Here is a 12,060-nt window from a genome sequence, read left to right on the forward strand (position 1 = left end):
AGTTAGCCCTTCGCATATTTGCCTCGACGACTTGGTTTAGCTTTTACCTTACCGTTGCCTTTTGAGCTTGAGTGTTTATTTTTTCCGGCATGTTTAAATGATGCCTTTTTCTTAGGTTTCTCACTCACCAACTCACGATATCTCGCAGGTAGTGGTGCGCCAGCCTCATAGCCTTTTGGCACATCGACTTGAATTGATTGGCCAATCAATGCTTCGATTTCGGCAAGTTTATTTCGCTCTTGTGGGCTGAAAAATGAAATAGCCTCACCCAATTTTCCAGCTCTGCCAGTACGGCCAATGCGATGTACATAATCTTCATTTTCTTCAGGCAGTTCAAAGTTAACCACCCTAGGAAGAGCTTCAATATCTAAACCACGAGCAGCAAGATCAGTTGCAACTAATACGCGCAACTCACCCGCTTTAAACTGAGCCAAGGCTTTATTGCGCGCACCTTGCGTTTTATCACCATGAAACACAGCCGCTTTGATGCCATCTAAAGTTAGCTCTTTAATCAAATATTCAGCGGTTTCTTTGGTACTGGTAAAGACTAATAATTGCTGCCAGTTATGGATCCCGATTAACTCAGATAACAACTCAGCCTTTCTTCTTTTATCTAATAGATAAGCCTTCTGAGTAATGGTGTTCGCAGTAGATTGCCTTTTTACATTCACCACTTTCGGTGACTGGAGCATACGTGTGGCAAGTGCTTCAACATCACTAGAGTAGGTTGCTGAAAACATCATAGTTTGGTGCTGTTTTGCCACCAGAGATTGCACTTTTTCAATATCTCTAACAAAGCCCATGTCTAACATTCTGTCAGCTTCATCAATAACCAAATGATTTACCGAGCTCAAATCTAGACCGTATTGGCCAATGATATCGAATAAACGCCCCGGTGTTGCCACCAAAATATCAACACCACTTGCTAGGGATTTTCGCTGTGGATTAATACTCGCCCCACCATAAACAGCAACACTTTTTAGCGATAAATACTGGGCATACTTTTCAAAACTTTCATGAATTTGAATCACTAATTCACGCGTAGGAGCCATCACTAGCACTTTAAGGCTATGTTGTTCGAAATCATCCGAAGCAAGCTTTGTTAAAAGCGGTAAGGCAAAAGCAGCAGTTTTGCCCGTACCAGTCTCAGCACTCGCCAAAATATCTTCACCTTGAATGACCCAAGGAATAACGGCCTGTTGAATAGGTGTTGCAGCGACATAGCCGACTTCATCAATGGCCTGACATAGGGCTTGGGGGAAACAAAACTCAGAAAATGGCATGGTAACTAACTCAGAATGATAAAACGTTATTATATCCCTAACTCAAGCTGTTACAGAACATAAACGCTAAATTCGTTGTAATGAGTAAGTTAATCGGCGCAACGGTAACAACTTGTATCTATAAGTGTGCATTTGGTTAATTAGACTTGAAACAAACAAGAGTTACCAACAAAATCGCAACTGAACAATAACAAACCGTTTGAATCGAAATTATTTATCAAAGGCATAGAATGAAACATTTATTACCTGTTGTATTTGTGACTTGTTTAACTGCTTGCGGCGGTTCAAGTGACTCTGGTAACCCAGCTCCAGATCCAACCCCTACTCCTGATCCCGTTGAAATGGTTATCAGTCAATGTTTCCTCATGGAAACCACCATGGGCGATTTAACACTCGGTATTGATACAACTAATACCCCAATCACAGGTAACAACTTTATCGATTACGCCGAGTCAGGCTTTTATGATGGCACTATTTTCCACCGTATCGTTAACAACTTCGTTAACCAAGGTGGCGGTGCGACCGCTGAACTGGAATTCAAAGACACTCAAGATCCCATTACAAATGAGTCGAGTGTGGGACTTAAAAATGAACGTGGCACTATTGCAATGGCAAGAACACAATCACTTGATTCAGCCACATCACAGTTTTTCTTTAACATTCATGACAACACTAACCTAGATTACCCGAATCAAGGCGGATACGCCGTATTTGGTAAAATCGTCCAAGGCATTGAGTTTATGGACACCATGAATGCGGTTAATACACATAGCGTAATAAAAAATGGTGTAACCTTTACTGACGTACCAGTGACCGATATTGTCATTAATAAAGTGAGTTCAACCACATGCCCGAGTGAATAAGATAACTTTGTATCTCAATCCAAGTGATCATGCATTGTGCTGGTAGTAACATTCATACTGCCAGCCATTTCTAACATTTACCGACCTCATTTTTTTCTGTAACCCGAAAAAGTATGCTTCACCGCCGCCTGTTATTTTTAATAAACGCATTTGAACGACTTCCGCTCATCATTAGCTTAAGCTAATGAACTATATACAATTATTCAAATATGAATTCGACTAAGTTTGATTAAAAACCACCAATTCAGGCATCATTGTCTGTGCCAATATTACACTTCGACTGAGCAATCTTTTTGTTTTTGTTATCTCATTAACATTTTAATGAAATTCATACTCCCAAAGAGTTAGTTGTCATAATTATTTCAGACCTCTGTCACAGTCCCCCTTTAATATGCCTGATATTGTGATTTCAGAATCTTAAATTTGAAACAATAGAGAGGCATACCATGGCTGCTAAATTTTTCATTCCAAGTGTCAACATCCTTGGTCAAAACAGTGTTGAAGAAGCGATTAATGACATTAAGGCACTAGGCTACAACAAAGCATTAGTTGTCACCGACAAGCCATTAGTCGACATTGGTTTAGTTGCAAAAGTAGTCGATAAGCTACAAACAAATGCCATTGAATCTGTGGTCTTTGATGGAGTGCAACCTAATCCAACGACTGGCAATGTTGAAGCAGGCCTAACACTGTTAGCGCAAAACCAGTGTGATTTTGTGATTTCACTTGGTGGAGGCTCACCACACGATTGCGCCAAAGGTATTGCATTGGTTGCGACAAATGGCGGCAAAATTCAAGATTATGAAGGTGTGGATGTGTCGGCCAAAGCTCAAATGCCACTGGTAGCAATCAACACCACAGCAGGTACAGCAAGTGAAATGACGCGTTTTTGTATTATTACTGACGAAGCTCGCCACATTAAAATGGCCATCGTTGATAAAAATACCACGCCAATTTTGTCAGTTAATGACCCTGAGTTAATGCTTGAGAAACCTAAGTCATTAACAGCGGCAACAGGCATGGATGCGTTAACTCATGCTGTAGAAGCTTATGTATCTATTGCTGCTAACCCAATTACTGATGCATGTGCAATCAAGGCCATTGAACTTATTCAAGCGAACCTAATCAACGCTGTACAAAATGGCGATGACATTGATGCACGTGAGCAAATGGCTTACGCACAATTCTTAGCCGGTATGGCTTTCAACAATGCAAGCTTAGGTTATGTGCATGCAATGGCGCATCAGTTAGGTGGATTCTACGATCTACCACATGGTGTGTGTAATGCCATCTTGCTGCCTCATGTTCAAGCTTACAACGCGAAAGTTGTACCACAGCGTTTAGCTGACGTTGCCAAAGCTATGGATGTTGATGTGTCTGGCTTAACGGCCGAACAAGGTGCTGAAGCTGCTTTAGATGCTATCCGTAGCCTTTCTAAAGCCATCGACATTCCAGCAAACCTAACTGAGCTTGGCGTGAAAGCTGAAGACATTCCAACATTAGCTGATAACGCCTTAAAAGATGCTTGTGGTCTAACGAACCCACAACAAGCAACACATGAAGAAATCTGTCAAATCTTCACTAATGCACTTTAAATAGCTTCGAGTATAAGTTGCTTGAGAAAGCGTGCGTTGAGTAAAGGTAATGACTCGCTTGTTAGCTGCTCAATTCGTCTGAGTTAGAGAACTGATGTAATTGAGCATATGTTAACAAGTGGTTCATACAAACTGCATAAAATAGAGTGCTGATGAGTGCTCTATTTTTTTGTTCATTTACCTTGCGCAATGAGTGAGGTTATTTGCTGGAGACCAGGAAGGTAGTAGCGTAATGTTACATTTCAAATTACTGAATTAACTATCCATTTAGCGCTTATTTCTTGCATTATTCAAGTGGTTTTATCGATAAATATTAGCATTTGATATAAATGATTAATAACTGTTAAACAAGTCTAAAATAATCAGTAAATTCCTTGTTGCTTTGTCATTTTCAGGTCTATGATTGAACCAAGATCATCCAGATAGGTAGAAACAAATGACAGCAATCACCCATGTCTACAACTACACAGTAAGATGCCCGCATTACAAAGATAAAGACAAACCTGCTAGCTGGTTAAACCATATTGAGATCAACCACTCTTGCGAAATTGCACTAAACCGCATCACCAAATGGCACAACAACTCTGGCAGTAAATTCTTAGATATCGATAACTATATTGTTAGAAAAGCTGAGAATGAACATGCTTACTTTGTCGTACAAAGTAGCCGGTTACCCAATGATGGCCACGCCTTGGTTACTTTCAAAATTTTACTTGATGACTGTTGCAACGAAGCCGATCCCAAAGAAATCACACAGCACCTCATTACAGATTATAATAATCGCATCGCAAAAGTTGAGTGAGTTCCACAAAGCATCAAACGATCCCTGCCTTAACCACTAAAGCGGCAATGGGCATTATTTAAAATAACAAAAGGAAGCCATTGCCTTCCTTTTGTATTTTCTATCTCAGCACATAATCGGGCTCAATGGGTACGAAAAATAAAACGCCTAACCTTTATCTAGCGTTTGAAGTACACTTTTTAGCGCCTCGATAAACTGATAAATTCCTTGCTCTGTAATATCTGCATGAGTGACTAACCGCAATGAGTGACTCGGAGTAACATGAAAGCCTTTCTCAATTAATTGCTGACACACCTGTCTGATATTGATGGAGTCCTTTGCTGTTGCAAAAACCATATTGGTTTGTACTTGTTGTATATCCACATCAAATTCTGGTAACTGTGCCATCAGTTGACCAAGCAATTGAGCATGTTGATGGTCTTCTTCCAAACGTTCAACTTGTTGTGTCAGCGATAATTGACCAGCTGCAGCTAATATCCCTGCTTGTCGCATACCGCCACCGAGCATTTTGCGCCAGCGTTTAGCTTTATGAATTAAGCGCTCATCACCTAATAATATTGACCCTACAGGGGCACATAAGCCCTTAGATAAACAGATAGACACCGAGTCAAAGTACTGGGTAATTTCGCTGATAGATACGCCTTGAGCAACGGCAGCATTAGCAACTCTGGCACCATCGAGGTGAATTTTAAGGTTGCGATTAAAGGCTAATGCCTGTGCGTCAGCTAAATAAGATTGCGGCAGCACCTTACCACCAATGGTATTTTCCAAACTTAATAACTTGGTATGGGCAAAATGAATGTCATCAGGCTTAATCGCCGCTTCAATATCAGACAGTAAAATACTGCCATCAGCTTGGTTAGTTAATGGCTGCGGCTGAATACTGCCTAAAACTGCCGCTCCACCACCTTCAAACATGTAATTGTGCGCTTGTTGGCCGCAGATGTACTCATCGCCTCGCTCACAGTGTGCCATTAAAGCTAATAAATTGGCTTGGGTACCAGAGCTCACAAATAAGGCACTATCAAAACCAAAGGTATCTGCAGCATACTCTTGCAGCGCATTGACACTGGGGTCATCACCATACACATCATCGCCGACTTCAGCATTGGCCATGGCTTGACGCATTGCTGCTGTTGGTTTAGTTACTGTGTCACTTCGAAAATCAAACATGTATTACCTAATGCGTTGCCGACAAATTAGCTTATCATACTCGCGGTTTCGCCGAGTGTCTTGGTCAAATCGTTAAATACATAAAAGTTGATCGCAAGGACACAAAAAAACCAGCCGAAGCTGGTTTTTAATCGCAATTCTTATGTATTTACTGAGCTGGAAGCTCTTTTACATTCAAATCCATTTGTGGGAATGGGATCTCAATGTTTGCTTCATCTAGGGCAATTTTAATTTGCTCTAACAATTCAAAATGCGCTGGCCAGTAGTTAGCAGTCTTAACCCATGGGCGAACTACAAAGTTGATTGAACAATCCGCTAGCTCACCTAAAGCAACGGTAAACGCTGGGTCTTTAAGTACATATTGATTATTCTCTAACACAGTCGAAATAATTTGCTTGGTTTGCGCAATATCAGAGGTGTAACCTACACCGATGACTAAATCAACACGACGTGTTTCTTGAGTAGAATAGTTAATGATCGTACCGTCCATCATTGCTGAATTTGGTGCGATGATAGTCTTGTTGTCACCTGTGCGAAGCTTAGTAGAGAAAATAGTGATTTCATCAACTACCCCTGCTACACCTGCCGCTTCAACAAAGTCGCCTACTTTGCATGGGCGGAAGACAACCATTAGTACACCTGCAGCAAAATTAGATAACGAGCCTTGCAGTGCTAAACCAACGGCTAAACCCGCGGCACCAATTACAGCAACCAGTGAAGCGGTTTGAACACCAACCTGACCAAGTGTAGCGATAACAGTAAATACAAAAACCAAACCCCAGACTAAATTAGCCACAAATGAAGCAACAGTTTTATCAATACCTCTACCGGTTAATACTTTATCAGTTAAACGTTTGAACACGCCTGCAAAATATTTACCGACAATAAAGATGACAATTGCTGCAACTACTTTCAAACCATATGTCATGACGAAAGTGGGCGCTTCTTGCATTAAACCCTCTAGGTTTTCCATTTTCTTACTCCATTAAGTAAGCAGATTCATTCTGCTGAAATATAAAACTCTACTCGCCGATTGATTTGTCGCCCTTCTGAAGAGGCGTTGCTAGATATCGACTTTTTGTTACTCATGCCAATTACTGAAATTGTAAATTGTGTGGTTAACTTCTGTTCAACCAGCTTTTGCACCGCTTGCGCTCGCTCGAAAGATAGACGTTGGTTCACCTCATCAGTGCCTATGTCATCGGTGTGGCCTTTAATGGTTAGTTTGACCTTTTCGAGCTGAGCAAGATCAAGTTGCGCCATCACGTCTGTTAAACGTTGAATATTTGGTACTTGTGTCGCTAATACATCAGCACTACCAAATGGAAAGTACACGGGTACGAGCAAACGATTAATACATGTCCAGTAATCAGAAAGTTTCTGACACTTTGCCACCGCTTCGGCTACTGTATCTTCAGACATCTCGGTCTGGTTAACCGCCGACTTTGCCGACTGCGCAAGTTGTTTAGCTAAAGCAATGTCATCTGGGTCTTGGCAACCATTAGCCATCACTCGCACACCTGCGGGAGTGTCTGGACAAGCATCTTTACTGTCAGGCACACCGTCACCATCAGAGTCAGTCCACTGCATCGCAAGCGCAGAAGTCTGCACCAGCAGCACTAATGCACTCCCAAACAAGTACTGTCTAACTTTGACCATAAAGACCTCAACTTATGTTGGTATCACCAATAAATTAGGAACACACGTACCTGACTGAAACCCTTTACAAAACCCGACATATTTTAACGATTTGTTGCAGTTTTGCAAAATACATTTGTAAGAATAAGGCTTATATAAGCAATAAACGGTCATAGTTTATGTGATGCAGGTAATGAACTTATATCGACTTAATGCCTAAAAACATTAATTCAGCTAAAGACAAACTTAAATAGGGATTAATCTGAATGAAATAAAGGGCGAATTTGCAAAAAATTAACAGGCAACACACAAAACCCACCTCTCGCAATACAGCCGCTAACATTGACTTTACCGCTATTAAAAGGGTATATAAGGTTAACTTTTTGATGTTTGACGCTGAAAAGGTGTCGAATTGAAGTTAAATTACATAAAAAATAAACAATAAGCGCTTTTTAACTGAGATATGAGTTGAATTATTACTCACTCATTTCTCACCTTGATAAAAACGCACTTTGCAAACAATCATTTTTCTGTGAAGTTTTCACAGCAATCACAAGCTTAAGGTGGATTACTTAATGAGTGAAGCAAAATCACCAGGGACGATGCTCGGCCATCCGAAAGGGTTGTTCCTTCTGTTTACAACAGAACTTTGGGAGCGTTTTAGTTACTATGCTATGCGCGCAATCTTGGTACTTTATTTGGTTGATAAAGTACAATCTGAAGGCGGACACGGTCTAGGTTGGACTCAAGCTGACGCCATCTCTCTTTACGGTACATTTACTGGTCTTGTCTATTTAACCCCGCTGATTGGTGGTTGGTTAGCTGATAACTACCTTGGACAACGTAAAGCTATCATGATTGGTGGCGCATTAATGGCTGCGGGTCAATTCTTACTTGCTTTACCCCACAGTTGGATCCCTGGTGCGGAAACAACCATGTTCTATGTTGGTTTATTCACCTTGATTATTGGTAACGGTCTATTTAAGCCGAATATTTCTACCATGGTGGGTGATTTATATGAAGAAGGTGATCACCGTCGTGATGGTGCATTTACTATCTTTTACATGGGTATCAACGTAGGTGCATTCCTTTCAGGTATTATTGTTGGTTCTGTTGTTGCTGCCTATGATGGCAACTTCCAAATGGGCTTCCTATGTGCCGGTATCGGTATGGTGCTATCTCTCATCATTCAATTTGTATTTGCTCAGAGACTCTTAGGCGACATCGGTGTAGTGCCAGCTGCGAAACTTGAGCGAGAAAAGAATGAAAGTAAAGGTGAAGTTCGTAAAGAGCCTCTCACAAAAATAGAACGTGACCGTATCAAAGTAATCATGGTTATGGGTTTATTTACCATTATCTTCTGGGCTGGCTTCGAGCAAGCCGGTGGCCTAATGAACCTATTCACCAATGACTTTACTGACCGCATGATTGGTAGCTGGGAAGTCCCTACGACATGGTTCCAATCTTTGAACGCAATGTTCATTGTTATTTTTGCTCCAGTAATTGCGTCAATCTGGGTTCGTTTAGGAAAAAATGAGCCAAACTCACCGGTGAAATTTGCTTTAGGCCTTGTTCTACTCGGTATTGGTTTCCTATTCATGATTGGTGCTGTACTAGAAATGGGCGGCGATGCAAATGCTAAATCAAGCATGTGGTGGCTTGTAGGTGCGTATTTCTTCCATACGATGGGTGAACTATGTTTATCACCAATTGGTCTTTCAATGGTGACAAAACTTGCTCCTCTACGTATCGCCTCGCTAATGATGGGTGCATGGTTCCTATTTATTGCAATCGCGAACAAAGTGGGTGGTATTGTAGGTTCATTCATTGGTCACGGTGGTGCTAAAGAAGAACAACTAGCAAACGCAATGGCTATCTTCGCGGGTATCGCTATTACTTCAGCTGTTGCAGGTATTATTCTTTATTTCATGGCTGACAAGCTTGTTGACTGGATGCATGGCGCTGAAGGCGATAACCATGAAACAGAAGAAGAAGCGTTAAATGAAGAAATTGCCGTGACTGCTGAGCATGAAGCAATTAAAACTAATCACTAATATTGTGTGATGAAAAAAAAATCCCCAAATATTGGGGATTTTTTTTGCCTTATGAAAATAGCAAATATAACGATTAACTAGCCTGTGATTGAAGTTTAATTAAAAAAATCAAGAATGAATAGAGTCTCACTCCCCTATCCTCTTCCCTTTCTCCACTTTCAATTTTAAGCATCTGCTTTAATAAGTTTAGGGAAGTTGCAGTGGGTAACTAGCTGTTATATGAACTAGCTACATTCAAGTTGTATAAAGCCGCCTGCTTTTTTAGACTCATCAAACACTAAGCCATCAAATTGGTTATTTAATAGCGCATATTTATGTTCTGGTAGCGATGTGCCTATACACAATTGCTCTCCCAACAACAGATGGCGATATTGCACACTTGGCATTTGCCAAGTTGGAAAACCAATAGGATCTGTATCAGGAATCGCGAGAGGCGCTAATCCCTGGGCATTACGTAAATAGCACCGTAAGCCTTTGCCTGACTGCGCAATACTGACTCGAAACTGTGCTAGCTCGACACAGACAAACACAATGTCCATTAAAATATGTAGTCCGGAGCTAGTGAGGCGCTCATTGATATATGTCAGCATTTCAACGGGGCGTAATAGTTTTTCACTTTGATTGTTACGAAATAACTTAAGTTGTTGATTCACAAAACTTCGAAGTAACGCACAACCAAATGCTGCACTGTTATCTTCGGGGAGGAAGTGAGCCATATAAAAAATAAGGTGTTCATCTCCAACCATGGCAGAATCAATAAAATACGCACTAACATCACTGTTTTTGTACAGGCTATAGCAAACCTGTGCTTGGGGGTAAGATATTGAAGATGTAGGAAATAATTGCTGCTGTACACTTTTTGCAGCTTCATTACTTTGCTCAAGTAACCTGAGGTTATCAGTCAGCTCTTGGTAAGACATCTCAATGAGATCTGAGCTTTGCTGCACCACACTGGCATTAACCGTTTGTTTTGCACTAATAATCGCTTGATGAACAGCTTGCTCAATAATGTATAAATCAGGCACAGGCTTAACGAGATAGTCAATCGCGCCAATACGTAATGCCTCTACCACATCAGACATGGCATTATTACCTGAGATCACAATAGATGGGACGGTTGGGTCAATATCGACCATGGCTCTGAGCATGCCCAAACCATCAAGTTCAGGCATAGCTAGATCCGCAATAACCACATCATAATGAGTTTGGGTAAACAACTTTACCCCTTGCTTGCCATCGCAAGCCTGTTTAACTGATGCTCCTTGAGAAGATAAAAAATCAGCGACTAACTGGCGAAATACAGGGTCATCTTCCACTAAAAGTACAGCAACATCTGTTAGCGCCATAAACAACTCCCAGACCTAAGCCTGAGGTTGTATCAGGCTAATCTAGCTCGTCCAAAAACTCGTCGAGTAATTCATCTTCTTCATAATTAGTGGGCACATTACCGTCATAGACCTTGTAGTCCATGTGCTGAAAATATGCCTCTTTTACAAAAGTATATGGATCGAGCGCATTATCTAATAATCTTTCTTGATCAATTGCCGACGCTCTAGCATGCAGGTTTTTTAAACCCCATTTGAGTAAGGATTGCCAAAACGTAAACTCGGATAAAGGGAAGTATAGACCATCTACCCAATCTGTCGTGAATTCTCTGGTGACATAGGGGCCAAGGAATGGTGCCATAAAATATGGGCCATTTGGTACGCCGTAATATCCTAAAACCTCATTGAAATCATCATGTTTTCTAGGCATGCCCATCATGTCGGCAATATCAATTACCCCCAGTATGCCTAGGGTTGTATTGATTGTGAAGCGACCACCAGCGTTAGCAGCCCAGCCCCATTTTCCTTGCAAAGCATTATTCACTAGCGAGCTAGGCTCTTCAAAATTAAGCACAAAATTATTCACTCCCGTTTTCATTGGCAGCGGGACATAATCTTGGTAACCATGGGCAATGGGTCTAAAAAAATATTTATCCAAAAATAGATAATTGAAGTCCCACATGGCTCTGTTGAAGCCTTCAAACGGGTCCCTGTCGTCATGATAACGAATTTCAACAGGCGCTGGTTGCTCATCACTAACGTTATCATTAGTGTCATCATTGAGGGGATCTGAGCGAACCGCCGTTTCATCTTTGGCAGGGGAAAAAGTGTCGAAATCAGTGTGGTGATCTACTAATGTGACTGATTCATAAGCAAACACATCCAAAGTGTGTTCGCTATAAGGCACAGTTTTGCTACTTGCCATACTGGCAAAGGCATAGTCACTCAAAGTGACGAGGGGAAGTAACATCCATACATACTTCATATCGGTCTCTTAAAAATGCTAAACAACATAAAATCAATTAGCACTGAACCTAAAAAATCTAAAATAGGTGCAGTGCATATACTTACACAATAAACTGCATGTTAGTCTTGTTTTTATTAAAGCATTTATTTTATAAGTCGATATAAGTGGCACAGTAGATTTTCAAATTAGCCAAAACGATTGAGTACATTTAGCTAATCCATGCCACTTCTTTCGCATAGGATACCTGTAAACAAAGGTGGCTCAAATTAATATTTGTAAAATAATATAAATATTTGTAGCAAAACAGTTTTTAGACTGTAATTTAACTAACTGCGAGATGAATGTCGCGGCGATAAGTAA

Annotated in this window: 10 protein-coding genes; 4 read left to right on the forward strand and 6 right to left on the reverse strand. The window is 40.9% G+C overall.

The window, feature by feature from the left end; all coding sequences use genetic code 11:
* Positions 1–2: 2 nt before the first annotated feature.
* Positions 3–1,283: a DEAD/DEAH box helicase gene (locus tag ACHUGF_RS00940; RefSeq protein WP_394128893.1), complete on the reverse strand. Its 1,281-nt coding sequence runs from the start codon at positions 1,281–1,283 to the stop codon at positions 3–5.
* Between the two features lie 230 nt (positions 1,284–1,513).
* On the opposite strand from ACHUGF_RS00940, the gene ACHUGF_RS00945 reads away from it, so the two are divergent.
* The 3 genes from ACHUGF_RS00945 (at position 1,514) to ACHUGF_RS00955 (ending at position 4,543) form a co-directional block, all read left to right on the forward strand.
* A complete protein-coding gene (locus ACHUGF_RS00945; protein WP_394128894.1) occupies positions 1,514–2,146 on the forward strand; it encodes a peptidylprolyl isomerase in 633 nt (210 codons plus the stop codon).
* Between the two features lie 446 nt (positions 2,147–2,592).
* Entirely contained in the window at positions 2,593–3,741 is a 1,149-nt protein-coding gene (gene yiaY, locus ACHUGF_RS00950; RefSeq protein ID WP_394128895.1) for an L-threonine dehydrogenase, read from the forward strand.
* Between the two features lie 436 nt (positions 3,742–4,177).
* Positions 4,178–4,543, forward strand: coding sequence for a cytoplasmic protein (locus ACHUGF_RS00955; protein WP_394128896.1), 366 nt, complete (start codon positions 4,178–4,180; stop codon positions 4,541–4,543).
* A 147-nt stretch (positions 4,544–4,690) separates the two neighbouring features.
* Here ACHUGF_RS00955 and ltaE read toward each other — a convergent pair whose 3' ends face one another.
* The 3 genes from ltaE to ACHUGF_RS00970 all read right to left on the reverse strand — a co-directional run bounded on the left by ltaE (position 4,691) and on the right by ACHUGF_RS00970 (position 7,375).
* Positions 4,691–5,716, reverse strand: a complete 1,026-nt coding sequence (gene ltaE / locus ACHUGF_RS00960) for a low-specificity L-threonine aldolase (RefSeq protein WP_394128897.1) — start codon at positions 5,714–5,716, stop codon at positions 4,691–4,693.
* A gap of 148 nt (positions 5,717–5,864) precedes the next feature.
* Complete coding sequence (locus ACHUGF_RS00965) at positions 5,865–6,689, reverse strand: mechanosensitive ion channel domain-containing protein (RefSeq protein WP_394128898.1); 825 nt, start codon at positions 6,687–6,689, stop codon at positions 5,865–5,867.
* Between the two features lie 26 nt (positions 6,690–6,715).
* A complete protein-coding gene (locus ACHUGF_RS00970) occupies positions 6,716–7,375 on the reverse strand; it encodes an OmpA family protein (RefSeq protein WP_394128899.1) in 660 nt (219 codons plus the stop codon).
* A gap of 554 nt (positions 7,376–7,929) precedes the next feature.
* Between ACHUGF_RS00970 and ACHUGF_RS00975 the strand changes: the two genes are divergently transcribed.
* Entirely contained in the window at positions 7,930–9,408 is a 1,479-nt protein-coding gene (locus tag ACHUGF_RS00975) for a peptide MFS transporter (RefSeq protein WP_394128900.1), read from the forward strand.
* Positions 9,409–9,632: 224 nt separating this feature from the next.
* On the opposite strand, the gene ACHUGF_RS00980 is transcribed toward ACHUGF_RS00975, so the two are convergent.
* Together ACHUGF_RS00980 and ACHUGF_RS00985 are read right to left on the reverse strand one after the other, a co-directional pair.
* Positions 9,633–10,754: a response regulator gene (locus ACHUGF_RS00980; RefSeq protein ID WP_394128901.1), complete on the reverse strand. Its 1,122-nt coding sequence runs from the start codon at positions 10,752–10,754 to the stop codon at positions 9,633–9,635.
* A gap of 37 nt (positions 10,755–10,791) precedes the next feature.
* On the reverse strand, positions 10,792–11,718 hold the full coding sequence (locus ACHUGF_RS00985) for an MlaA family lipoprotein (protein ID WP_394128902.1): 927 nt from the start codon (positions 11,716–11,718) through the stop codon (positions 10,792–10,794).
* Positions 11,719–12,060: the final 342 nt, after the last annotated feature.

The organism is Shewanella maritima, assembly GCF_043643735.1.
Classification (GTDB): domain Bacteria; phylum Pseudomonadota; class Gammaproteobacteria; order Enterobacterales; family Shewanellaceae; genus Shewanella; species Shewanella maritima_A.